This window comes from Streptomyces sp. DH41 (assembly GCF_029813785.1).
Classification (GTDB): domain Bacteria; phylum Actinomycetota; class Actinomycetes; order Streptomycetales; family Streptomycetaceae; genus Streptomyces.
Genome location: NZ_JARVKY010000006.1, coordinates 355,184 through 376,943 on the forward strand (window position 1 = coordinate 355,184; position 21,760 = coordinate 376,943).

Annotated in this window: 25 protein-coding genes and 4 pseudogenes; 9 read left to right on the forward strand and 20 right to left on the reverse strand. The window is 69.7% G+C overall.

The features are described 5' to 3' along the window. Positions 1-39 precede the first annotated feature (39 nt). From QC283_RS13340 to QC283_RS13360, 5 genes are all read right to left on the reverse strand, one after another. Entirely contained in the window at positions 40-1,011 is a 972-nt protein-coding gene (locus QC283_RS13340) for an ABC transporter permease (RefSeq protein WP_279561694.1), read from the reverse strand. Beyond that, positions 1,008-1,937, reverse strand: coding sequence for an ABC transporter ATP-binding protein (locus QC283_RS13345; RefSeq protein ID WP_279561721.1), 930 nt, complete (start codon positions 1,935-1,937; stop codon positions 1,008-1,010). The genes QC283_RS13340 and QC283_RS13345 overlap by 4 nt, the downstream gene beginning before the upstream one ends. Before the next feature lie 4 nt (positions 1,938-1,941). Then, positions 1,942-2,379: a GntR family transcriptional regulator gene (locus QC283_RS13350; protein WP_279561695.1), complete on the reverse strand. Its 438-nt coding sequence runs from the start codon at positions 2,377-2,379 to the stop codon at positions 1,942-1,944. Between the two features lie 518 nt (positions 2,380-2,897). Next, positions 2,898-3,539, reverse strand: a complete 642-nt coding sequence (locus QC283_RS13355; protein ID WP_279561696.1) for a histidine phosphatase family protein — start codon at positions 3,537-3,539, stop codon at positions 2,898-2,900. A 49-nt stretch (positions 3,540-3,588) separates the two neighbouring features. After that, entirely contained in the window at positions 3,589-3,858 is a 270-nt protein-coding gene (locus tag QC283_RS13360) for a hypothetical protein (RefSeq protein ID WP_279561697.1), read from the reverse strand. Positions 3,859-4,098: 240 nt separating this feature from the next. On the opposite strand from QC283_RS13360, the pseudogene QC283_RS13365 reads away from it, so the two are divergent. Together QC283_RS13365 and QC283_RS13370 are read left to right on the forward strand one after the other, a co-directional pair. After that, positions 4,099-4,546, forward strand: a pseudogene (locus QC283_RS13365) (ATP-binding protein). 142 nt (positions 4,547-4,688) lie between these two features. Further along, positions 4,689-5,306, forward strand: a pseudogene (locus QC283_RS13370) (transposase); the annotation flags it as partial. Positions 5,307-5,370: 64 nt separating this feature from the next. Here the strand turns inward: QC283_RS13370 and QC283_RS13375 are convergent. Next, complete coding sequence (locus tag QC283_RS13375; protein ID WP_279561698.1) at positions 5,371-5,781, reverse strand: VOC family protein; 411 nt, start codon at positions 5,779-5,781, stop codon at positions 5,371-5,373. A gap of 243 nt (positions 5,782-6,024) precedes the next feature. Between QC283_RS13375 and QC283_RS13380 the strand changes: the two genes are divergently transcribed. Then, entirely contained in the window at positions 6,025-6,507 is a 483-nt protein-coding gene (locus QC283_RS13380; protein ID WP_279561699.1) for a GNAT family N-acetyltransferase, read from the forward strand. 69 nt (positions 6,508-6,576) lie between these two features. Here QC283_RS13380 and QC283_RS13385 read toward each other — a convergent pair. From QC283_RS13385 to QC283_RS13405, 5 genes and pseudogenes are all read right to left on the reverse strand, one after another. Continuing rightward, positions 6,577-6,879, reverse strand: a pseudogene (locus QC283_RS13385) (transposase); the annotation flags it as partial. 36 nt (positions 6,880-6,915) lie between these two features. Further along, complete coding sequence (locus tag QC283_RS13390; RefSeq protein WP_279561700.1) at positions 6,916-7,302, reverse strand: toxin Doc; 387 nt, start codon at positions 7,300-7,302, stop codon at positions 6,916-6,918. A gap of 3 nt (positions 7,303-7,305) precedes the next feature. Next, positions 7,306-7,545, reverse strand: coding sequence for an antitoxin MazE7 (locus QC283_RS13395; protein WP_279561701.1), 240 nt, complete (start codon positions 7,543-7,545; stop codon positions 7,306-7,308). A gap of 894 nt (positions 7,546-8,439) precedes the next feature. Beyond that, positions 8,440-9,102 carry a hypothetical protein gene (locus tag QC283_RS13400; RefSeq protein ID WP_279561702.1) on the reverse strand — a complete coding sequence of 221 codons (663 nt, stop codon included), beginning with the start codon at positions 9,100-9,102 and terminating at the stop codon, positions 8,440-8,442. Continuing rightward, the gene (locus QC283_RS13405) at positions 9,099-9,563 is read right to left on the reverse strand and encodes a DUF2199 domain-containing protein (RefSeq protein ID WP_279561723.1); all 465 of its coding nucleotides are present in this window, start codon (positions 9,561-9,563) and stop codon (positions 9,099-9,101) included. Before QC283_RS13405 ends, QC283_RS13400 begins: the two co-directional genes overlap by 4 nt. A gap of 95 nt (positions 9,564-9,658) precedes the next feature. Here QC283_RS13405 and QC283_RS13410 point away from each other — a divergent pair, with 95 nt between their 5' ends. Then, positions 9,659-10,153, forward strand: a complete 495-nt coding sequence (locus QC283_RS13410; RefSeq protein WP_279561703.1) for a hypothetical protein — start codon at positions 9,659-9,661, stop codon at positions 10,151-10,153. Between the two features lie 319 nt (positions 10,154-10,472). Next, positions 10,473-11,081: a hypothetical protein gene (locus QC283_RS13415; RefSeq protein WP_279561704.1), complete on the forward strand. Its 609-nt coding sequence runs from the start codon at positions 10,473-10,475 to the stop codon at positions 11,079-11,081. A gap of 332 nt (positions 11,082-11,413) precedes the next feature. Here QC283_RS13415 and QC283_RS13420 read toward each other — a convergent pair whose 3' ends face one another. The 3 genes from QC283_RS13420 to QC283_RS13430 are packed head-to-tail and all read right to left on the reverse strand — an operon-like array spanning position 11,414 to position 14,633. Then, entirely contained in the window at positions 11,414-12,172 is a 759-nt protein-coding gene (locus QC283_RS13420) for an ABC transporter permease (protein WP_279561705.1), read from the reverse strand. After that, complete coding sequence (locus QC283_RS13425) at positions 12,169-13,701, reverse strand: ABC transporter permease subunit (RefSeq protein ID WP_279561706.1); 1,533 nt, start codon at positions 13,699-13,701, stop codon at positions 12,169-12,171. The genes QC283_RS13420 and QC283_RS13425 overlap by 4 nt, the downstream gene beginning before the upstream one ends. Next, the gene (locus QC283_RS13430; protein WP_279561707.1) at positions 13,698-14,633 is read right to left on the reverse strand and encodes an ATP-binding cassette domain-containing protein; all 936 of its coding nucleotides are present in this window, start codon (positions 14,631-14,633) and stop codon (positions 13,698-13,700) included. The genes QC283_RS13425 and QC283_RS13430 overlap by 4 nt, the downstream gene beginning before the upstream one ends. Before the next feature lie 175 nt (positions 14,634-14,808). Here QC283_RS13430 and QC283_RS13435 point away from each other — a divergent pair, with 175 nt between their 5' ends. Next, on the forward strand, positions 14,809-15,471 hold the full coding sequence (locus tag QC283_RS13435; RefSeq protein WP_279561708.1) for a response regulator transcription factor: 663 nt from the start codon (positions 14,809-14,811) through the stop codon (positions 15,469-15,471). Further along, positions 15,468-16,619: a sensor histidine kinase gene (locus QC283_RS13440; RefSeq protein WP_279561709.1), complete on the forward strand. Its 1,152-nt coding sequence runs from the start codon at positions 15,468-15,470 to the stop codon at positions 16,617-16,619. The genes QC283_RS13435 and QC283_RS13440 overlap by 4 nt, the downstream gene beginning before the upstream one ends. 23 nt (positions 16,620-16,642) lie before the next feature. On the opposite strand, the gene QC283_RS13445 is transcribed toward QC283_RS13440, so the two are convergent. The 3 genes from QC283_RS13445 to QC283_RS13455 form a co-directional block, all read right to left on the reverse strand. Then, complete coding sequence (locus QC283_RS13445) at positions 16,643-16,768, reverse strand: hypothetical protein (RefSeq protein ID WP_279561710.1); 126 nt, start codon at positions 16,766-16,768, stop codon at positions 16,643-16,645. A 183-nt stretch (positions 16,769-16,951) separates the two neighbouring features. Beyond that, positions 16,952-17,569, reverse strand: coding sequence for a dihydrofolate reductase family protein (locus QC283_RS13450; protein WP_279561711.1), 618 nt, complete (start codon positions 17,567-17,569; stop codon positions 16,952-16,954). Next, a complete protein-coding gene (locus tag QC283_RS13455; RefSeq protein WP_279561712.1) occupies positions 17,566-18,369 on the reverse strand; it encodes an alpha/beta fold hydrolase in 804 nt (267 codons plus the stop codon). Before QC283_RS13455 ends, QC283_RS13450 begins: the two co-directional genes overlap by 4 nt. Before the next feature lie 127 nt (positions 18,370-18,496). Between QC283_RS13455 and QC283_RS13460 the strand changes: the two genes are divergently transcribed. After that, positions 18,497-19,123, forward strand: a complete 627-nt coding sequence (locus QC283_RS13460; protein ID WP_279561713.1) for a TetR/AcrR family transcriptional regulator — start codon at positions 18,497-18,499, stop codon at positions 19,121-19,123. On the opposite strand, the gene QC283_RS13465 is transcribed toward QC283_RS13460, so the two are convergent. After that, complete coding sequence (locus QC283_RS13465; protein ID WP_279561714.1) at positions 19,114-19,494, reverse strand: hypothetical protein; 381 nt, start codon at positions 19,492-19,494, stop codon at positions 19,114-19,116. The two genes, QC283_RS13460 and QC283_RS13465, sit on opposite strands and share 10 nt — an antisense overlap. A 105-nt stretch (positions 19,495-19,599) precedes the next feature. After that, positions 19,600-20,382: an SDR family NAD(P)-dependent oxidoreductase gene (locus QC283_RS13470; protein WP_279561715.1), complete on the reverse strand. Its 783-nt coding sequence runs from the start codon at positions 20,380-20,382 to the stop codon at positions 19,600-19,602. A gap of 85 nt (positions 20,383-20,467) precedes the next feature. Here QC283_RS13470 and QC283_RS13475 point away from each other — a divergent pair, with 85 nt between their 5' ends. Beyond that, the gene (locus QC283_RS13475) at positions 20,468-21,322 is read left to right on the forward strand and encodes a helix-turn-helix domain-containing protein (RefSeq protein WP_279561716.1); all 855 of its coding nucleotides are present in this window, start codon (positions 20,468-20,470) and stop codon (positions 21,320-21,322) included. A 285-nt stretch (positions 21,323-21,607) separates the two neighbouring features. On the opposite strand, the pseudogene QC283_RS13480 reads toward QC283_RS13475, so the two are convergent. Next, positions 21,608-21,760: pseudogene (locus tag QC283_RS13480) on the reverse strand (SGNH/GDSL hydrolase family protein); the annotation flags it as partial.

The following is a 21,760-nucleotide window of genomic DNA, read 5'->3' on the forward strand; positions in this document are numbered from 1 at the left end:
CCCCAGCCTGGAAGCCGCGACTTGTTCTCCGGCAAGCCCTCAGGCAAGGCGCTTACGGCCCCAGAAGAAGAGGAACACAGTGACGGCGGCCGTCAGGGCCAGCAGGATCGACGCGCCGAACCACTGCATGCCGTTCATCTGGGAGATCGGCAGGTAGTCGACCGACCAGCCCACGACATCGGCCTTCCGCAGGCACAGCTCGTGTGCCTGTTCCGTCTGCGCGTCCGCACAGGTGCCCCAGCCGAGGAGTTTTCCGTCGCCGGTGAGGTACGGGGTCGACCCGTCCATCTGGTGCGCGCCTGTGGGCACCGTCTGGACCGCGGTTTCGGCCGAGTCCCTGCTCGTCGTGCTCGTGACGACGTTGCCGAGCGACAGCAGGAAGTGGGACCAGACGAGCTGGACGACGACGGTGAAACCGAGGGTGACCACCATGGCCATCAGCGTGCGGCGCAGCACCACACCGATCGCCACCCCGCCGAAGACGGAGAGGAGGGCGAGGGCGACGGGCACGGGTCCCGTGTTGTTGAAGGTGGATTCGGAGATCCACTCCGTGGCCGTGACCTCGGACTTGTAGAGGCCCCACCACCAGCCGAACGCGACCGACAGCGCGACCGTGCTCACCACGACCACCAGCGCGGTCAGGGCCAGTTTCGTGGTCAGCCAGCGGGTCCGGCTCACGGACTGGGTGACAACCAGTTTGGCGGTGCCGTTCTCCAGGTCGCCGGCGAACAGCGGGGCACCGAGGAAGACACCGAGCAGGATCGGGATCAGCCGGAGTCCCGTGGATATGTGGGTGTAGCCGTCGATCTGCAGCTGGGAGCGCTGGAAGACGATGCACGCCACGGCGAGCGCGGAGGCGCCGAGGACGGTCCAGAACGCGGCCCGGTGCTGGCGCCAGACCAGCCAGGCCATGCCCTTGAGGGGCTGGGGGAGTCGGGGGAGTCGGCCGGTGCCCGTGGTGCCCGGGGCCGTGGGCCTGGTCGTCGTCGAGGTGCTGGTGAGAGAGCTCATGCTGCCACCGTCCGGGTGTTGTACGCCTGGTCCTGGACCTGGGCGGTGGGGGTGATCAGAGGTGGTGCGTCGGGTGAGCGGAGATAGGCGAGCAGGAGTTCTTCCGTGCTCGGGCTGTCCGTCTCCCAGGGGCCGGTGGCCGGGCCATCGGGGCGGATCAGGGCGGTGAACTGCCGTCCGCTGATCCGGGACTCGACGAGGGGGTGGTGCGCGAGGGAGGCGGGCAGGCCCTCGCCGTCCTTGGTGCCGGTGACCATGGTGTGTACGGACAGCAGCTCGTCCACGTCCCCGGCGAGGCGTACTTTGCCGTCGGAGAGGACGACGAGGTAGTCGCACACGTTCTCCAGTTCGGCCAGGACGTGGGTGGACATCAGGATGGTGGTGCCGTGCTCGGCGGTCTCGGCGAGGAGGGTGCCTGTCAGTTCCTGGCGCGCGACCGGGTCGAGGCCCGACATCGGCTCGTCGAGCAGCAGCAGGTCGGGGCGCTTGCCGAGGGCGACGGCCAGGGCGACGCGGGTGTGCTGGCCGCCGGACAGGGTGCCGATCTTCGCGTCGAAGGGCACATTGCCCGCGCGGACGATGTCCTCGGCGGCGCGCTGGTCCCAGCCGGGGTTCAGTTCCTGCCCCAGCCGCAGGGTCTCGGCCACGGTGAACCGGCGGAACAGGGGCTTCTCCTGGGCGAGGAACGAGGTGCGCCCCGAGTCCACCGAGCCCGGTGCCGCGCCCAACACGCTGAGCGCGCCCTGCGTCGGCTCCAGGACGTGGGCCATGATGCTCAGCAGCGTGGTCTTGCCCGCCCCGTTGGGGCCGACCAGCCCGCAGATCCGTCCCGCCGGGAGCCGGAAGGAACAGTCCTTCAGTGCCCATCCCCGCCGGTAGCGCATCCCCAGGCCGTGCGCCTCAAGTGCGGACTTCCCTGCGTACATACCGTCACTCACCAGTGCTCCTAGGTGCCGTGGCCGCCGTCTCACTGCCGGCGGCGTACTGCTTCTCCATGGCCGAGGCGACCAACGCGGCCACGTCCTCCTGCTCCAGACCCGCCTCGGCCGCCCGGGACACCCACGCCACCAGCTCCCCGTACAGCGGTGAGTCGGTACTTGCCGAGGGTCGGGCCAGTGTGCGGCGTACGAACGTGCCCTGGCCGGGTCGCGGTTCGACCAGGCCCTCACGCTCCAGCTCGCGGTACGCCTTGAGGGTGGTGTTCGGGTTGACCGCGCTGACCTCGGCGACCTCCTTGGCGGTCGGCAGCCGGTCGCCCGGCACCAGTACGCCCAGCCGCAGGGCCTGCTTGGTCTGCTGCACGATCTGCTGGAAGGCGGGGACTCCGTTCCGTCTGTTGATGCGGAACTCCACGATTACCACCACCATTTCACTACTCGATTAGTGGAATGATGATGGAGGGATGCGCGGGTGGTTGTCAACAGCGATCGGAGGGGCTTCCGGGGCAGGACTTCAGCCGCAGGCCGCGTCCTCCGTCACGTCGGCGCCCACTTCGACGCCGTATGCGTCGCGGGGGTGCGCGCGTCGCCCTGGCCGTTGAAGCAGAAGCCGGCGCCGACGCCCGAAGCGCCGTTCGTGGAGGCGGGGTTGCTGCAGGATTTGCTGAATAGACGCTCTGTGGCAGTGCGGAGAAAGACGTCGCTCGTGTGTTACCGCCCCTGACATGATCGGCGACATGAAGGTACTTGTGATCGGAGCGACAGGCACGATCGGCAGCGTTGTCGCCAGTGTGGCTCCGTTCACTTTCAGCAGCAGCGTTTGTCCGACACTTTGGGCAGCAAATGGAGGTCGACGGGCTCGGGAATGGTCACGAGAAATGACGTCAGCGCATGGGACGGCCGGCCGCCCGCGAGGGCGGCGGGCCGTCGGAGCGGGCCAGGTTGAGGTCAGCCAGATTCGGCGGAGTCGAGATGATGGGTGTCACCGAGGCTGACGACTTGGCGGTTGTGGAAGAAGTCGTCTTCGCGCAGTGTGGTGATGCTGCCGGAGGGCGCCCGGAAACTGGCATAGCCGGCTGACCCGATCGGCATCTTGATCCAGGACGCCACGACGCACGTTAGGGAGCCACCGTGCGTCACGATGATCTGGTGTTCGCAAGGGTTCCGCAGGATCTCGTCCATGGCCGCGTAAATGCGTTGTGCCCACACTGCCTTGGTCTCTGCACCCTGCACGCCCTCGTCGTGGTCCATTCGCTCCCCGACAGCCGGCGGTGGGATGAAGCGCCGGTCGAGCCACTCCTGCGGCCTTCCTCCCGCCTCGCCGTAGGACTTCTCCCGCAGCCTGCGATCCAGGACCGGCTTCACGCCGAACAGCTCGGCCACCTCATCGGCCGTCCGCCGGGTGCGCTGCAGATCCGAGGAGAACAGCTCCACCTCGGCGCCGTCCGGGATCTGGGCCCGCAACGCCTGGGCGATGGAGACCGCCGCACGGACGCCGGCGGGCGTCAGCTGCGAGTCATGCCACCCGCCGACGACTCTCTCGACGTGGTGCGTCGCCTCCGGATGGGTGACGACGTAAAGAGTGCGCATGAGTGCGTGCCTTCCGGTAGGTAGCGTCCTGCCTGGTTGCAGGTTGCAACTATGGGAGGGACCGTTCAGAACCATCAAGCGGGTTCTTCGGCTCGCGCTCGGCGGGCAGGCCGCTGACGTCCTCGAGCGCCTTGCGGGTGGCTGATTTGGGCCACATGACCCGGCCGGCTTTCCAGGCGCGGACCGAGGAGCCGTCGAGTCCGCCAAGCCGCCCGGTCAGCCGCTCGAGAGCCCCGTTCACAGCGTCGGCGAGGCTGTTGGAGCTGTAGCCATGTTCGGCCATCCACGCCTCGAGAACGGCGTTGCGCGTGGTGTCCATGCCCGCACGGTAGCCCTGACGACCCCTCACCTACCAGGTAAAGAGGAAGTCAAATCACCCTGGGCCTTTCCTCGGAGTGGACGGTGGATCGCCCTAACCGCCCGGCCGCGGAAGCGAGTTGTCTGGTTGTCGGCCGCTCGCCCCCTCCTCCGGAACAGGCGGCTGTTGACGGTCCGGCCTTCTCCTGGCGCCTACTCAGGGGTGGTCCGGGCACCGAGACGACGCGAGGGCTCAACCCCGATGACGAGTCTGGTCCCGCTCATGCAACCCGCTGCCACCGGACATCCCGCCTATAGCCAGACCTTCCCGTGCGAGCCGTCCACGGCCGAAGCAGGCCGGACGCTCGTACGTGACGCCCTCGGCGTATGGCACCTCGACGACCTCGCCGACGTCACCGCGCTGATCGTGTCGGAGCTGATCGCGAACGCCGTCACCCACACGTCGTGCCGATCGATCCGCCTGATCGTCGGGCGGCCGAGCGCGACACGGATACGTGTCGGGGTGGTGGGACCGGGCGCCTTCACGCCTACCGGTCCTCGGCCGGGCCGGCGAGGCCGACGAGTCAGGGCGTGGCCTGCTTCTGATCGACGGTATCGCCGACCGCTGGGGCTGTGACCTGCACGGCCCGCGCGGACGCCCGTGGGGCAAAGAGGTCTGGGCCGAACTCCTGCTGAAGGGCGAGGAGTGAGCACCTCCGTGGCGGCCCGGGCCTCCAGGACGCCGCCCGCCTGCGCACGGCCTCTCGAGGGCGACGGCCGGCTGCCGTCTCACCAGACTCCCGCCTCCGGCCATGCGGCACCGTGCCGTACGGCGGGGGACGGGCGGCACCGCACGGCCGGGTCATCCGGATCAGCCGCGAGGCATTACGCTGCCTGCTCGCCCGCGGCGGAGTCACCTTCCAGCGACCAAGACGTGGAAGGAGCTGGGCCGCCCAGAAGCACCCCGATCGGCTGCCCGCCACCTATCACCGCACCCACGGCGTGCGCTACTTCCACGGCTGCTACTCGGTCGGCGACGACCGCTTGTGGGGCGTCGACCGCCGTAAGAAGAGTGCCGTCAACACACTGGCCGCGCTGAAATCGATCCGTGCGGCCAGACCCGACGGCGCCCCGCTCCACGTGATCCTGGACAACCTCTCCGCACACAAGGGGGCCGACATCCGCCGCTGGGCCAAGAACAACAACGTCGAGTCGTGCTTCACGCCGACCTACGCCTCGTGGGCGAACCCGATCGAGGCGCACTTCGGGCCGCTGAGGCAGTTCACCATCGTCAACTCGAACCACCCCAACCACACCATGCAGACCCGGGCCCTGCACGCCTACTTGCGCTGGCGCAACACCAACGCCCGCCACCGCGACGTACTGGCCGCCGAACGCAAGGAACGCGCCCGCATCCGAAGCGAGAAATGCATTCGCTGGGGCGGCCGCACCCTCGCCACCGCGACCTAGACGACCAGGCGAACCCATGCGGTCGCAGCACGAGCGAGGGACAGTGCCGGGCAAGCACCCGCCGCTACGCGTTCGACCAGCCCCGCTCGCAGAGCACGAGCCGGTAGCCGTCCGGGTCCTCGATCGTGACGCCCCACCGGTTCCAGTACGGGTTCGGCGACGGCACCCGCTTGCCGCCGTGCTCCTCCAGACGGGTGACCAGGTCATCGGGCACCGGGCCGTCGACGTAGATCACCAGCAGGTCCTCCTCGGTCGGCCGGGGCTCGACGGGCCGGGCGGGCTCGTGGACCAGCTCCAGATGCCAGTCGGCGTCCGGCCAGCCCACCATCAGCAGGTCGTGCCCACCGGGTTCCGGCCCGCCCTCGGCCCGCCACACCACACCGAGTCCCAGCCCCCGCACCCAGAACCGCTCGGCCACCGCCAAGTCCCGGGAGGGCCGGGCGACGCGGATGTGACTACGACCGTTGGCGGGCATCGTGACCTCTTCCTGAGCTGCCGGTTCCTGCTCAGCAGCCTAGGTATCAGGCTCTCGCGCGGCCATCGGCCGATGGCCCTGGACCACAGGTCCTAGTCCTGTGACCGGAACCCTGGCGGGCGACACGAGCCGGTGAACCTTTCCGGTCGCAGCACTACTGTAGGCCGTTTATCGGAAGTAGCTTTTGCTGGTGTTGAACTCCGGTGAGGAGGGAGCACTCGAGGCTGGGCTAGGGTTCCTCCTATGGGGGATGTCCATGTCAGGCTCGCCACGGCCGCCGATCGCGAGGCGATTACCGACGTTCTTACCGCGTCCTGGGGTGGCGCGACCGTGGTCGTTCACGCGACGGTCTACGACGCTTTGAGCCTGCCAGCTCTGTTGGCCGAGCGGGGCGGAAAGATCGTCGGACTGCTTACCTACACGGTCTCGGATGGAGGACTGGAGATCGTCTCGCTGGACGCGATGGTGCAACACAGCGGCGTCGGTAGCTCTCTGCTGGCTGCTGCCGCCGAGGCCGCGAAGCAGGCCGGCGCACGACGGATCTGGTTGGTCACCACGAACGACAACCTGGACGCACTGCGGTTCTACCAGCGCCGTGGTCTGCGGATCACTGGTGTCACCCCGGGGGCGGTGGATGCAGCGCGAGCCGTGAAGCCGTCCATCCCGCTGAGTGGCGAGTACGGCATTCCCTTGCATGACGAGCTGACCTTGGAGTTGTCGTTGTGACCGACTCCGTGGTCACAGCCACTCGTTGATGGCTGCGATCAGGACCGTTGCCTCGTAGCGGACCGCGAGCTAGTCGTATCGCGTGGCGACGGCTCGGTGTCTCTTGAGGCGGTTGATTGCGCACTCGACCGCGTGACACTCGCGATAGTCGCGGTTCTTGCGGGAAGCGTACGCCTTGGCAGCCCGCACTCGGTTGGGACGGACGCGCGGGCGGCCCGGCCCGACGCGGGGCACACGAACCTTCTTTAGTACGGTTTCGAACTGTGGCGAGTCCCCGCGCTGCCCGGCCGTGACCACGATCGACATCGGCTTCTGCCTGTGCTCGACGGCCAGGTGAATCTTGGTGGTGAACCCGCCACGCGAGCGTCCCAGCCCGTGATCGCGCGGCTCGGCAAGGAGAGAGCGAGGTCAGGCCGCCGGCAGACGCAGTGAGCGCAGCCGTTCGGCGACGGCGAAGGAGTCGAGACGCAGGGCGGCGATGTCGGCGATCAGGTCCCGCCAGGCCTCGAACTTGGTGTTCACCCGCTCTCCGTGGATGCCGAGGTAGGCCACGGCCACACCGAAGCCGTACAGCTCGTTGCGCGCGGGCAGCGGTCGGAGTACGACGCACTCCTCCAGCATCACGGCCGCGCGCCAGAAGGCGTCGGGCTGGTGCTGGTCGTGGCGGGGCGGGTCGACCTTGTGCCGGGCGGCCAGGCCGACGAACACGGAGTAGTCGTTGACCGCGAGATCGTCCAGCAGCTCAGCCTGGCGTTCCAGGAACCACCGGTAGTCGACGTAGTACTCGGCAGGCACAGGTCAGGCTGCCTGCGGGGCGTGCTGGGCCGCAGCCGGGCCGCCGTACTCGGCGTCGAAGGCGGTGACCGTCTCCGGGTCGCTGGTGACCTGTCGGAAGATCTCCGCGCCTTCGGCCAGCGCGCGCTCGCGCCGCTTCTCCTCGGCCACCTGCGCGAGGTAGGCGTCCAGCGGCAGCCCCGCGGCGTCGGCCAGGGCCCGCAGCGCGTCCGCGGTGGTGTCGTCGATCTCGATGCCAGCCATGCGTCGAGTATGCCGCGCGAGACCATGTCCAAGCCAGCCACCTGGGAATATTGCTCTGACCTGCAGTTTCCTGATCGCTTCGATATCGCTTCCATCAGTTCGACCAGCCGGGTGCCTCCTGGCGCCCGAGTCGACTCCGGACGGAAGGGCGTCGAGCGGATCGTCCTTGCTGGTGTCAAGGGTGCCGTCGGGCCGGTTGTCGACGTCGTCGGCGAGGGCGGAGCCCGACGGCCAGTCGTCGGCGGTGTCGGGCTCGGAGGGGGACCAAGGCCGCGGCCATGTCGGTGTTCGGGCCTTGCGCGCAGGCTGTGGGACGGGAGCTGGAGGCGTCGGTGAGGGCGGGGCCGGTGCCGTGACCGCACGAGCGTCACGTGACGCTTGGCCGAGGAGGGCTCATGAGGGTGCGTCCGGTGTGCGACGGGGCACTTCCCGCGCAGCGCGGCCCTCGTGCCCGCCGCTATTGCTCACGCGCCTGCTAGGCCAAGGCATACCGTGCCCGTCAGCGACAGGAGCAGGGACTGGGCGCAACGGCTGGAACTATCGCCTCGCCAGGTCCTTCGCGGTCAGTGGCCCGTACAGAACGCGCGAGGAAGCTGCCCTCCACTGCGCACTGGCCTGGGTCCGCGTCGCCACCGCCCCGGTACGAGGCACCCTCACCGGCGACTGAGCCACGGACCCAGGACCGGGCGACTGCCGGGGAAGCGCTCGGACACCAGCTCTCGCGAGACGGAATCGCTGTTGCCCGGTGCCGGCCAGGACGGCGATGTGGAAGCGCGGAACGGACGGTCCTCGCGCCGCAGGCCGAAGTAGTGGAAGGCCGCGGACCAGGTCGGGAAGTCGTGGAGCAGATAACGCCCGAAGGGCCCACTCCCACCGGCATTTCCGGCTGGTGAGTCAGCCACCGTGGAGTCCCCACTCGTCGAGGCCGTCGTAGATGTGGGTTTCGAGGCATCGTGGTGCGTCAAGGCCGAGGGCCTCACCGCGGTACACGGCGACGAGTGAGGTCCTGCCCCGCCACCAGGTGTCGGTCAGGCCCTGCACTTCAGGTACAGGCTCGTACCCGTCGGGGTCCAGGGCCTCGACGGCCTTGCCGGTGATCTTCGTGACGGTCGTGGCCCATCGCCTCGCGTGGGCGGCCAGGGCCAGCGATTCCACCCATCCGCTCACACTGGCGTGCAGGGGCGTCCAGCGGTGGGCGTCGATCCCGAAGGCGCCGTCGGGGCCGATCATGAATCCGTAGGCCATGGACACCCGGCAGTCCCCGGCCGGGAACGACCAGCCCTCCGTGTCGGATCCCTCGGGACAGTCGGCGTCGAGCGTGCGCGGGCCGCCCTCGTAGAACACGGCCGGTGGCAGGGCGAGGCCGCCCCAGCGGTCCTGGAAGGCCACCGCCCGGTCGATCTCCGCAGCGGGGATCCCTCGCCCGGTCCACGCGTCGCGGTGTCGCCGGATGTCCTGCCGGGGGAGGCGGATGCCGTCCACCTCGACGAACCGCCGGGCTCTGCGGCTCAGCCCTTCGGGCGCGACCGGGACCGGAGAGGGGCTGTCCGTCGTCACCGCCGCTCGCTGGCGCCGGAGTGGAAGGCGGCCGACGCGATCCGCTGTACGCGGTCCAGGGTGATCCCCATGCGCTGTTCGACGGCGAGGGGGTGGTCGGTGGGTTCGAGCTCGACGCAGGGGCGCTCGCCGACCGGGCGGGTGTGCAGGTGCGTCTTCAGGCCGAGGGTCGTGGGGGAGTAGACCGGAAGGTCGGTGGTGAGCCAGCCGAAGTACGGCTTCTCGCACTCGCGGCCGGGGCTGTTCCACATGTCTGCGGCCCGGGAGAAGCTCTCGCGGCTGAGCGAGACCCAGACGCCCCAGGAGAACACCTCGTCGCTGCCGATGACCGGTATCTCGATCAGGCCCTTGACGAAGTAGTGCTCTGCCCGGATCACGCACTGGTCCGAGGAGAGCAGGCAGTCGTCGGCGCCGGCGAAGGACGGATCCCACACGGCGGGGGCCTCGGCCGTGTGGTTCATGGGCAGCTCAGGGTGCTGGGCACCGCAGGACGAGCAGGTGAAACCGAGATCACTGGTCATGGCACCGGAGCCTAGTGACAGGCTCCGGGAGCGGTGTGACAGGCGGTCCCAGCGCCCTCTTCCGGCAGAGCCGGGGAGGCGGTGTTCCGTTCGGTGGCGCAGACGGTGCCGCGGTCCTGGACGATGGCGCAGGCTTCGGCGTCCTCCGGTATCAACAAGACCCCGAGGTCTGCCCGGTAGAGGCATGGAAGGCGTACCGGACCCGCCTTGCCACCGATGCCGAGCCGCGTTGGTCGCAGCCCGACGCGCCCGCGTTCGTCGGCGTCGACCGGCACGGCAACGTCACCGGCGGCATGGTCCCCCACTCCGTCGCCCGGGCCGTTGAGCGGATCAGCGCCCGCGCCGGAATCCCGCTCGCCTGGACCGGCCACTCCCTGCGCATCGGCCTGGCCGCGACCGCCCGCAAGAAGGGAAAGGACGCCGTGGCCATCGCCGACCAGGGCGGATGGGCCCGGCACTCGCGCTCCATGAACGGCTACTTCCAGCGGGTCGACGGCTGGGAGGACAACGCCACCGCCGGCCTCACCTGACCACCGCCGAGCGGCTCGTCGACAGCTCCGAAGTCCGGGACGAGTCGGTGACGGCCCCTGGGGGAGTGCCGTAACGAGATTCAGCGGTAGCCGCTGATCACTCCGTGAGTTACGGGCCGGAGCAGAGTCGGCGTACTGGCGGTCTCGCCGAGATGACGGAGACGGACGCGCTCGCCCCGCAGGGCCGCGGCCATCCATCCGCTCCCGGCCGGCAGCCGTACGGGCCAGTGGCAGGACTGAGCGCCCCGGCGCCCTTCCGCGGCGGAGTCCCCGCCGGCACCCGAACCGAGGGCCGCCGGCCCCCTGTTAGGGTGCCGGAATGCTGGAGCGAGGTCCCGGGCCGTCCCCCGCCGCCGAGCGCCAGGAATGGCAGCAGGCGCTGGTCACCTTGGGCTGCCAGTTGGCTGCGGTGGGACCCCGACAGCACGAGGACTGGCTGGTGGACGCCGCAGCGGTGCTCCAGTTCCGCACCCGCGATCCGCGCGGCTGGCTGCTGGACGTCCACACCAGGTGGCCTGAGCGCACCAGGCATTCCCCGTACTACCCCTTCGACCGGCTGGAGCCGCATCACCTCGACCAGCATCTGGAACTGCTGACCCACGAGACGGCGGTGGAACTGACCGCGCTGCACTGGGCCGCCACGCCCTACGGCGGCTTCGAGCCGCCCGGCGCGTCCGACCCGGAGCGGCGGCGCCGGTTGGAGTCGGGGGCCCGCACCCTCCTGGCCCGGTTCGGCCCCGACGCGGAGTACGCCACCAACGCCGAGGACCTCAGCGGCGGCACGGAAGCTCACTGGTACCGCGACGGCTTCTCCCTCTCCTGCTTCGCAGGGGTGGACGCGCAGCGGGACGGTCTCATCTCGGACTTCGGCATCCTGGCGGTCTCGGACACGGAGGTCGGCGCGTTCTGGAACTTCCTCATCGACTGACCCCGCCGGCGTGATCAGCCGTCAGGTGACCGGTCGGTTCCGGGCCCATCGGGCAGGGTCGTTACGCCGCGTGATGGTGAAGGTGCGCTCTGCTGCTCGCCCCCCATCGTGGAGCTGGTACTGCTCATCGAGTGGATGGCGCGAGATGGCGCGAGACGAAGGTGTGGACGGCCTCTGCCCAGAAATACCACCTTCATGTTGCCTCCAGCCGCTTCCGCAGGTCAGCGACCGGCGCCTGCAGAATGGCGCTTTCTTCCGCCACCGCCGCCACCGCCGCGATCGGCGTGTCCGGCGGAGCGGACAGCCCTTCACTCGCCTGACAGCAGGGGGTACTAGGCGTCGCGTTCGCGTAGCAGTAGGCCGCCGGCCACGAGCGCGGCGGCGGCCCACCCGGCGGTGACGCCAAGCCCGGCCCACGGGCTGAGGGGCAGGCTGTGGACATGGGTGGTGGCCTGGATGGCGAGCCCGGCGCTCATCGGTGCCATCTTCTCAAGCAGGCGCTGCCAGTCCGGATCACTGATGCTCTGGGAGACGATGGGGACGACGTAGAGCAAGCCGAGGACGCCCCCGATGCCGGTGGCTGAGTCCCGCACGGCGGTCGCGATGCCGAAGCTCAGAAGGCCGATCAGAATCAGGTAGAGGACCGTCCCGAAGACCGCGCGCAGCGTCGGCCCGTCGGACAGGGACAGGGCCTGGTCGCCGAGGTCGGGCAGGACGATCCGCCCGGCGAGCACCGACCCGAGGACGGCGACCGTTCCGCCGACGGCCACGACGCCGGTGAGAGTGACGGCCTTGGCCGCGAAGGCGGTGGCTCGCCGCGGCATCGCCGTCAGGGTGGTGCGGATCATGCCCGTGCTGTACTCCCCGCTGATGAACAGCACTGCCAGGATGGCGACCAGCGCCTGGCCGAGGTGGACGCCCATGAGGGCGAGCCTGGTCGTGTCGCCGCCGCAGCCACTGGCCGTGCAGTTCACCACCGCGGTCGCCACCGTGCTCAGGACCACCGTCGCCGCGACGGTACCGAGCAGCAGCCACAGAGGGCCGGCGACGGTCCGCGTCTTCGTCCATTCCGCGTGCAATGCCAGTCTCACGCGTCCCTCCTGTGGAGAAGGACGGCTGCCACAGCCAGGCTTGCCACCGCATAGCCCGCCAGGACCGCGAACCCGACCCATGGCGCCAGCGGATAGTAGCCGTAGTAGGGCGTGTAATTGCTTGCGACCTGGTCATACGGCACAAGCGTCTGCTGGACGGCGAAAGCCGCGCCCGGCGTCACCGTGGCCACTGCCTTCGACACGCTTGCCGGCACGAACGGGATGGCGTTCAGGATGTAGGGCAGCACGGTGGCCACGAGGACCGTGGTGACCGCACCCGCACTGTGCCGGAAGACGGCGCCGACGGAGAGGGCCAGGACCGAGGCGGTCGCGAGCAGCGCAGCGGTGCCGAGCACCACCCGCAGTTCGGTCGAGGACGACGCCGGGAAGAGGTAGACGCCGTTGCCCTCGGCGAGCCGCCTTCCGAGCGTCATCGCGAGCGCCGCTCCCGCCAGCCCGGCGACGAAGGTGACGGCTCCCAGCACGATCGCCTTGGCCACCAGCACCCTGCTCCGCCTCGGACTCGCGGCCATGGTGAGGCGGATCATCTTGTCCCGGTACTCCTCGGTGATGAACAGCGCCCCCACGACGAGCACCGCGATCAGCGCGGCGAACGTGCCGACGAGGAGGTCCCGGAGATGTCCGCCGGTCGGCAGGCTGTCGCGGACAGCGGGCGCTATGTCGCCGGCGCCGGTCACCGTGAACCGGGTGTCGGATCCCGTGAACGAACCCGAGGCGTTGTCCGGGTAGCCGGCGAAGCCGGGGGATTCGGCTCCCACCTGACCGCCTGTCCAGTTGCCACCGGCCCAGCCCCCCTGGGTACGAAGATCTTCGAAGGTGGCCGTGGACACACTGCCTGCCGTGCCCCCACCGCCCAGGGCAGGCGGAGAGGCGACGAACAGCCCGACCCGCGCGGTCGATCCGAGCCCGCTCAGCCGCGCGGTGCCCACCTTGGTCCATTTCGTTCCGTCGGTGGAGGCATAGCCGGTGATCGTGTCGCCCGAGCGGTCCAGCCGCAGCCGACGGGGGGACTCGGCGGAGACCGGACCGGGAGGTCCGGCCGTGTCGTTGACGTAGCCGTCCTGCATCCGCACACCGTGGCTGCCGGTGGCCATGATCGCCGCGTAGGGCGATCCCTGGCGGGTGCTCTCCTTGACGATGAGCCCGGCCTTCGCCCACGGCACGGTGCCGGGCCGCAGACCCCCGGGTCCCTTGGGGATGCTGCTCTTGAGCGCGGAGACGGAGACGGAGATGCTGCCGTTCCCGGCGAGCGGCTGGTGCACGAAGTAGAAGCTGTCGGTGACCGGCCCACCGCCCGGTCCGACCGGAACCGGTGGTGAGCCCTTCCGATCGCCGCCGGCCCCGGCGAGCAGGGCGAACAGCACCATCATCAGTGCCGCCGCCATCATGCCGATCACCCAGCCCCGGACCGTCCGGAACTTGGTCCATTCCGCGTGCAGCGACTGGAGGAATCCGTCCCTCCCGACCTGTTCACCGGGTCGGTGAGGCGTAACGGCAGGCGCGGTCACCGTGGTACCTCCGGGGGCGTCGCGGCGCGGAACTCGACTGCCTCGCGGGTGAGTTCCCGGTAGACGTCCTCGAGGGTGGCGCGGTGCGCCGAGACCTCCGAGAACGGCACCGCGCTCTCGCCGAGCAGCGTCACGATCCGATCCGCGGGCAGGCCGGAGACGGTGATGGTGTCGCGGCCGGTTGCCGCCGCGGTCGCACCGGCATGTGCGAGCACCCTCATCGCGTGCGTGCCGGCCGTGGTCCGCAGGGCCACCCGCCCCCCGGAGGCGGCCGCGATCAGGTCGGCCACGCCGGCGTCGGCGATGGCCTTGCCGCGCCCGGCCACAACGAGATGATCCGCGGTGTCCTGTACCTCGCTCATCAGGTGGCTGGACACCAGGACCGCGCGGCCCTGAGCGGCCAGCGACCGCAGGAAGCCGCGCATCCAGACGATGCCGTCGGGGTCCATGCCGTTGAACGGCTCATCGAGCATGATGATCGGCGGGTCCCCGAGCAGGGCCGCGGCGATTCCGAGCCGCTGGCGCATACCGAGCGAGTAGCCGCCGGCCTTGCGCTGGGCCGCCGACGTCAGGCCGACCTGCTCGATCACCTGGTCCACCCGCCGCGCGGTCAGCCCTTGTGAATGGGCCAGCCAGAGCATGTGGTGACGGGCGCTCCGGCCGGGATGCAGCGCCGCCGCGTCCAGCAGGGAACCGATGTGGCTCAGCGGATGCCGAAGACTGCGGTACGGCTTCCCCCCGATCAGCACGGTGCCCTCGTCGACCGCGTCCAGGCCCAGGATCACCCGCATCGTCGTGGACTTCCCGGCCCCGTTCGGCCCCACGAAGCCGGTCACCACACCCGGACGGACGGTGAAGGACATGCCGTCGAGGGCCAGGGTGGCTCCGTACCGCTTGCGCAGTCCGGTGACGACGATCCCTGGGGCGCTCATCGTGGCGACCTCACGGTTCGATATGGATTCATGCCGACGGTTGTACGCGGCACCCGGTTCCAGCCCGGTCGCGGCAGCTGCGACCGGGCTGCGACCGGAGGTCTGGCATCGTTGAAGGCATGACACCTCGACCGGGCGCCCGCCCCGCCCGCGCGACGACCGGCGGTGAGTGGCGGTGAGGGTCCTCGTCGTCGAGGACTTCGAGGTCCTCGCCCGCTCCATCGGAACCGGGCTGCGCCGCGAGGGCATGGCCGTCGACGTGGTCCTGGACGGTACCGACGCCCTCGACCGCCTGGCCGTCACCCGCTACGAGGTGGTGATCCTCGACCGCGACCTGCCCGGCGTCCACGGGGACGAGATCTGCCGACGACTCGCCAACGACCGCTCCGACCCCCGCGTGCTGATGCTGACCGCGGCCGACACGATCGAAGACCGCGTCGACGGGCTCGGTCTCGGCGCCGACGACTACCTGCCCAAGCCGTTCGCCTTCGCCGAACTGGTCGCCCGCGTCCGGGCCCTGGCCCGCCGGGCCACCCCGCCGCTTCCTCCCACCCTCTCCTGCGGGGACATCAGCCTGGACCCGGCTCGCCGGGTGGCGATCCGGGCCGGCCGGCGTCTTGAGCTCAGCCCGAAGGAGTTCGCGCTCCTTGAATGCCTGCTGGCCTCGCCCGGCTTGGTTCTGCCCGCCGAGGAACTCCTCGAGCGCGTCTGGGACGAAGCGGCCGACCCCTTCACGTCCGCGGTCAAGCACACCATGCACCGGCTGCGGGCCAAGCTCGGCGACCCGCCGGCGATCGAGACCATCCGAGAAGGCGGCTACCGGATCGGGCCGACATGACCGAGCCCCGGCCGCTTCCCAGGCGGTCCTTGCAGGCTCGGCTCGCGCTCTTCTACGCCGCGGGCATCCTCGTCGCGGGGATCGTGGTCCTCGCCATCGTCATCCTCCCCCTGGTCGGCATCCAGTCAACCGTTCCCGCCCCCAGCCAAGGGCCAGGCGCGATCACCGGTACCGGGCACGGGATCGGCCCGCGCCACCTCCTCGTCGGCTCCACTGTCGCGCTCGCCCTCCTCGTCCCCGTCTCCCTGGCTGTCGGCTGGTTCGTCGCCGGCCGCTTCCTCAGGCCCCTGCGGGCCATCACCGCCACCGCCAGGGCCATCTCGGCCGGAAACCTCCACCAACGTCTCGGCCTCGGCGAACCCACCGACGAGCTGACCGAACTGGGCGGCATCCTCGACGACCTCTTCGCGCGCCTCCAAGCCTCGTTCGACGCCCACCGACATTTTGTCGCGAACGCCTCCCACGAGCTACGCACCCCCCTCGCCGGCCTGCGCACCCTCCTCGAAGTCTCCCTCGCCGACCCCGACGCCGACGCCGACACCCTGCGCTCGGCCTGCCAGGAGGCCCTCGCCCTGGGCGGACACCAAGAACGGCTCGTCCGAGCACTGCTGGCCCTGGCCACCAGCGAGCGCGGCCTCACCCGCAGGGACACCCTCGACCTTGCCCAAGTCGCCACAGGGGTGCTCGCCTCCCGCCGTGACCAAGCAGCGCACATGGGCATTGACCTCACCGACCACCTGGCGCCCGCAGTGACGGCCGGGGAACCGGGACTGATCGAGAGCCTCATCGCCAACCTCATCGACAACGCCCTCCGCCACAACCACCCGGACGGGCACGTACAGATCACCACGCGGACCTCTGGCACTCAGGCGACCCTGACGATCACCAACAGCGGGCCAGTCGTCCCCGACGACCAGATCCAGCGCCTCTTCCAGCCCTTCCAGAGACTGGCACCCGACCGTCACAGCCGTCGCGACGGCTACGGCCTCGGCCTCGCCATCGTCACCGCCGTCGCCCAAGCCCACCACGCCACCCTCACCACCAGCGCACGCCCCGAAGGCGGCCTGGTCATCACCGTACGGTTCGCGCACCCATCCCACCCATACCCCCCACAGCAGAAGGACAGCTACGCGGAACTCGAGTCCTGATGAGCGCAGAAGCGGCAGCCCCCTCACGGCCCGTCAGAAGACTCGACGGCTACGCCGGTTTCCTTTTCCGTTCCTACTCGGACCCCGATGACGTCGCCCATCACCGGGTCGAAGACCTCGATCGCCTCATCGGCGGCGACCTGCGGCATCACCGAGGCGAACGCGACCAGGGTGGCCAGGCGCCGGTTGCCGCCGAGGCCGGCGACTGCCTGGGCACGGGCGGCCTTCGCGAAGCGGACCAGCGCCTGGAGGCGCCCGGGTGGGATCGAGAAAAGGTCCCAGCCGCTGCCGCCCGGCGAGTTCGGCGACCGGGGTCCGTTTGCAGACGGACCCTAGAACGCTGTGATCTGATAGGTGAGGTGAGTCACCTGGGGGGAGTCGACCACCCGTGAGGGTACGAGGCCGAGGTCGGGCGAGACGCCGTCGAAGAGCCGGACGCCCGAGCCGAGTACGAGGGGCGCGAGGTGGATCTGGAGTTCGTCCAATAGTCCGGTGCCGATGAACTGCCGTACGGTGTCTGCACCGCCGGATATCTGGACGTCCTTGTTTCCTGCGGCCTTGCGAGCCTGGGCCAGTGCGCTGTCGATCCCTTCGGTCACAAAGGTGAAGGTGGTACCGCCCTGCCGCACCCAGGGAACCCGCGGGGTGTGGGTGAGGACGAAGACGGGGGCGCGGAAGGGCGGCGGGTCGGGCCAGCCGACCTCTCCTTCGGCGAACATCTGCCGCCCCATGATGTAGGCACCGGCGCGGGAGAAGTTCTCCTGGACGATGTCGTCGTCCAGGTTGGTCTGCCCGCCGTCGATGCTCTGGCGCTCACGCCAGCTCTCGACGCCGAAAACCCATTCGTGGATGCGCGTTCCGCCGTCACCGAGAGGGTTGTCGGGACGGGAATTGGTGCCGGCGATGAAGCCGTCCAGGGACATGCCCAGACTGGCGAAGACCTTGCTCACGCCTGCTCCCCGGTGGTGAAGAAGCCGGTCAGGACGGGGGCAAGGATCTCCGGGGCGATGCTGTGCTCTTGGCCGGGGAAGACGTGCAGGGCGAAGTTGTCGGCCAGTGCGGCGAGTTCCCGCGCCCCGTCGAGCATCTGCGGTGCGCCCGCGTCCCCGCTGCCGACGAGAACGGGCACGGCCACGGACTGCCAGCGGTCGGCGGGCAGAGGCCGGCCGGACATGGTGTCTCCCATGACCTGGCCGTCGTAGGGCAGGGTGAGGGCGGTGGCCTCCATGCCCGTCCAGAAGGGGGCCTGGCGCATTCCCGCGACGGCCTCGGCGGGCATGCCCACGGCCGCGGTCATGAAGTAGGCCACGGCATCGCCATACGCCCCCTGCTCCAAGAGTTCCGTCAGATGGGCGACGTAGTCGGCGGGCAGCGGCGGGCGGCTGTCGTCGGTGATGAAGGGCGGTTCGTACACGGCCAGCCGGGAGACCGCGCTGCCCCGGGCCACGGCCTCCAGCGCCAGTACGGCACCCGAGGACATACCGAAGACCATCGCCTCGCCGCCCACGCGCCCGATCAGTGCGTCCAAGTCCTCGACCTCGCGCTGCACGTCGTACTTCGGGCTGTCCCCGCTGTCGCCGCGGCCCCGACGGTCGTAGGTGAGCACGGTGAAGTGTTCGGCCAGCAGACCGCCGAGTTCGGCGGAATCGCCGCGCGTCATGAATGCGCCGCCGACGAGCACGACAGCGGGGCCCGAACCCTGCTGCTCGTAGGCGATGGCCGTGCCGTCGGCAGAGAACACCTTGTCCATGAGGAATCACTCCAGATTTCTGCGCGGTACGCAGGGCCGGAAGCCCTGCGGGCCTTCGGAACTGGACGGTACAGTACCCACACGGGTACTGGTCAGTCCAGTACTCTTCTGCGGAAGGACGAGGCTAATGGAGAAGGAGTTGATGATGGACAGCCGTTCAGCACGCAAGCACGAGGCGATCCTGGAAGCCGCGACCAGCGTTTTCCTGGACAAGGGGTACTCAGGAACGAGCATGGACGACATCGCGAAGCTGGCCGCGGTGTCCAAGCAGACCGTCTACAAGCACTTCTCCGACAAGGAGAAGCTCTTCGCCGCCATCGTCCTGGCCACCACCGACCGGCTCGACACCACGATCGACCTGCTGGCCGACCTCCCGACCGACGCCGCCAACCTGGAAGAGAACCTCACCAGGCTCGCCCGTCAGTTCCTGACCGCCCTCACCGATCCCCGAGTGATCCAGCTTCGGCGCCTGATCATCGCCAACGCCGACATCTTCCCCGACCTGGGAACCGAGTGGTACGAGCGGGGCTTCGAACGAGGGCTCGCCACGCTGGCGGCGACCTTCCAGCGGCTGGCCGACCAGGGGCTGCTGCGGATCGACGACACGCTCCTGGCCGCGAACCACTTCTCCGGCCTGCTGCTGTGGATCCCGGTGAACAAGGCCATGTTCACCGGCGGCGCCCAGCACACCGAGGCCGACCTCGACCGCTACGCCGCCGCCGGCACCCGCGTCTTCCTCGCCGCCTACCGCTGACCAGACTGCGTGCTGCGGAGGCCGAGGGCAGCAAGGGCGGGCGCCGTACCGCCGTGGCGGCCGCGAAGAGCGCCGACGTGCGCACCGCGTACCTGGAAGGCCGCTCGATCGCCGCTCTCGCCCGCGACCACGACGTCAGCCGCGGCGCGATCCGCACCGCCGTCGCCGACCTCCTGCCCGACCACACCACCATCAAGGAGGACGTCCCTGCGCCGGAACCGCCGGTCACCCTCGACCTGCCGGGCAAGGTCGCCGACTTCCTCCGCACCACCGACCTGGGGCCCGCCGAGCGGGAAGCGCTCGACCAGGGAGTGACCGTACGACGCGGCCAGGGCTACACCCTCCGCGTCAGCACCACGCCCGTGGTCCACCGCGCCCTCCTCGACCGCTGCCAGGCCCTTGACGGCACCTCGGCCATCCCGGCTCTACATGACGGGTGGCGGCAGCTGTACGGGAACACGGCCGACTTGCCGTGGTCAGGCGCCGGCGCCGCCGTCGACCGGCAGGATCGCGCCGGTTACGTACGAGGCGCGGTCGCTGAGCAGCCAGGCAGCTGCCTCGGCGATCTCCCGGGGCTCGGCCATCCGGCCCAGCGGAATGCTTGCGGTCATCCCCGCGATGATTCCGGGAGTCGCCGCTTCCCATTCGTCGATCATTTCGGTGGCGGTGCCGCCGGGGGTGATGCCGTTCACCCGGATGTTGGCCGGGGCCAAGTTGACCGCGGCGGTCTCGGTGAGGCTGTTGAGCGCGCGCTTCATGGCCCCGTAGGCGGGCAGGGCGGGGTTGGCGCGGCGGCTGCCGATGCTGGAGGTGTTGACGATGGCCCCGCCACCGCCCTGTCGCATGAGTGCGATCTCGGCGTTCATGGCGGTCCAGTGCGAGCGGAAGTTCACGGCGAACTGCTTGTCGATGTCCTCGTCGGTGGTGGCGTCGACCGGGCCGGGCTGCTGAATTGCTGCGCCGTTGTTGAATGCACCGTCGAGCCGGCCGTGCAGCTCCTGGACGCGGTCGACGGCGGCGCGGATGCTTGCGCGCTCGGCGAGGTCCATGGTGACCGCGTCGGCGGCGCCGCCGTCGGCGCGGACCTCGGTCACGATCCGGTCGAGGGCGTCGGTGCTGCGGGCGGCCAGCACCACCTTGGCGCCTTCCCGCGCAAAGAGGCGGGCCGCGGCAGCGCCGATACCGCGGCTGGCGCCAGTGATGAACACGACCTTGCCGTTCAGCAGGCCGATGGGGGTGATGTCTGTGTTCGTGGTCATGGCAGCAGTGTTTGCCGGTTTCCGGACCCGATACAGGCACAGGCTGTACCAGGATCCCGTTCCGCGAAGGATGCAGACTCGGAGTATGGACAAGCAGGAGATGGGCACCTTCCTCCGCAGCCGACGCGAACGGCTGCGGCCCCAAGACGTCGGTCTCCCCGCAGGTCCGCGACGGCGGACACCGGGCCTTCGGCGCGAGGAGGTAGCGGTCCTCGCACACATCTCCACGGAGTACTACATCCGCCTCGAACAGGGCAGAGCAGCCTCAAGACCCTCGGGAGAAGTCCTCGCCGGGATCGCAGGCGCACTGCTGCTCACCGACGCCGAATCCGATCACCTCCACGTCCTGGCGGGCACCGCGCCGAACCGTACCGGGCGGCACCGGCGCGACGTCCGCCCGAGCATCCTCGCCCTGCTCGAGCGGCTGCCGCAGACAGCCGGCTTCGTCATGTCCGCCGCGTTCGAGGTGCTCGCCTGGAACGACCTCGCAGCCGCCCTCATGGAGGACTTCGCCGCGCTCGACCCCAAGGACCGCAACCTCGCGCGCCGGGCATTCCTCACATCGGAGCGCGCCGATGCGCCGCTGTACGGGATCTCCGACGCCGCCGAGTTCCGCCATCAAGCGGTCCTGGAGCTCCGCGCCACCCTCGCCCGCTATCCGGCGGATCCTGCGGTGACCGGCCTCGTCGACGAACTCCGTGACGCCAGTGCCGACTTTGCCCGGCTCTGGGAGCGGCACGACGTCCAGTCCGCGCCGGCGCTCACGAAGACCTTTCGTCACCCGGCCATCGGAGAGATAACCGTCGACTGCGACTCACTCGCGCTCACCGACCGCGACCAACACCTCGTGCTCTACAGCGCCCCGCAGGGATCCCCGAGCGCCGAGGCACTGGCCCTTCTGGGCGTCCTCGGAACCTCGGCCGCCGAATACCACCAGTAACCGGACAGCCCACGGCATGCATCCGCGCCGCGGAGAGCACCACTAGGTGCTTTACTGGCGGACTCTCGTCATCAACTGTCGCCAGTTCCCCGTGGAACCCAACCTGCCGGTGACCGTGTGTGATCCCCAACGGCGTATCGGCTCCAGGTCCCGCTGGTCTCGTTGAGCCGGCGGAGTGGTGGTTTTGCCGTGGTAGCCGAGAGCGTTCGAGATGGTCCGGTCGTCGTTGCCTGCCCGGTAGGGGTGGGACCGAATACGCAGGAAAGGGGCCGCCGTCGGAACCGGCTACGCGCTCCGGGTCGGGAGCCAGATGTCGATGACCTCGGCGACAAGGGCGGCGCCGCGGCTGTTCTGGTGGATGTGGTCGGTCGTGAGCACGAGACCTCGGCGCCGCGAGATCGTGTCGAGGCTGTGGCGCAGCAAGGCGCGCCGGACGAG

What these genes read in the sequence shown, in the direction of transcription:
- QC283_RS13440 (WP_279561709.1), top strand. Translation starts at nt 15,468, where the DNA reads ATGACCGAGCCCCGGCCGCTTCCCAGGCGGTCCTTGCAGGCTCGGCTC.
- QC283_RS13470 (WP_279561715.1), bottom strand. Translation starts at nt 20,382, where the DNA reads ATGACCACGAACACAGACATCACCCCCATCGGCCTGCTGAACGGCAAG.
- QC283_RS13345 (WP_279561721.1), bottom strand. Translation starts at nt 1,937, where the DNA reads ATGTACGCAGGGAAGTCCGCACTTGAGGCGCACGGCCTGGGGATGCGC.
- QC283_RS13475 (WP_279561716.1), top strand. Translation starts at nt 20,468, where the DNA reads ATGGACAAGCAGGAGATGGGCACCTTCCTCCGCAGCCGACGCGAACGG.
- QC283_RS13395 (WP_279561701.1), bottom strand. Translation starts at nt 7,545, where the DNA reads ATGGCTGGCATCGAGATCGACGACACCACCGCGGACGCGCTGCGGGCC.
- QC283_RS13375 (WP_279561698.1), bottom strand. Translation starts at nt 5,781, where the DNA reads ATGCCCGCCAACGGTCGTAGTCACATCCGCGTCGCCCGGCCCTCCCGG.
- QC283_RS13360 (WP_279561697.1), bottom strand. Translation starts at nt 3,858, where the DNA reads ATGGACACCACGCGCAACGCCGTTCTCGAGGCGTGGATGGCCGAACAT.
- QC283_RS13445 (WP_279561710.1), bottom strand. Translation starts at nt 16,768, where the DNA reads ATGCCGCAGGTCGCCGCCGATGAGGCGATCGAGGTCTTCGACCCGGTG.
- QC283_RS13405 (WP_279561723.1), bottom strand. Translation starts at nt 9,563, where the DNA reads ATGAACCACACGGCCGAGGCCCCCGCCGTGTGGGATCCGTCCTTCGCC.
- QC283_RS13380 (WP_279561699.1), top strand. Translation starts at nt 6,025, where the DNA reads ATGGGGGATGTCCATGTCAGGCTCGCCACGGCCGCCGATCGCGAGGCG.
- QC283_RS13415 (WP_279561704.1), top strand. Translation starts at nt 10,473, where the DNA reads ATGCTGGAGCGAGGTCCCGGGCCGTCCCCCGCCGCCGAGCGCCAGGAA.
- QC283_RS13350 (WP_279561695.1), bottom strand. Translation starts at nt 2,379, where the DNA reads ATGGTGGTGGTAATCGTGGAGTTCCGCATCAACAGACGGAACGGAGTC.
- QC283_RS13460 (WP_279561713.1), top strand. Translation starts at nt 18,497, where the DNA reads ATGGAGAAGGAGTTGATGATGGACAGCCGTTCAGCACGCAAGCACGAG.
- QC283_RS13455 (WP_279561712.1), bottom strand. Translation starts at nt 18,369, where the DNA reads ATGGACAAGGTGTTCTCTGCCGACGGCACGGCCATCGCCTACGAGCAG.
- QC283_RS13355 (WP_279561696.1), bottom strand. Translation starts at nt 3,539, where the DNA reads ATGCGCACTCTTTACGTCGTCACCCATCCGGAGGCGACGCACCACGTC.
- QC283_RS13340 (WP_279561694.1), bottom strand. Translation starts at nt 1,011, where the DNA reads ATGAGCTCTCTCACCAGCACCTCGACGACGACCAGGCCCACGGCCCCG.
- QC283_RS13430 (WP_279561707.1), bottom strand. Translation starts at nt 14,633, where the DNA reads ATGAGCGCCCCAGGGATCGTCGTCACCGGACTGCGCAAGCGGTACGGA.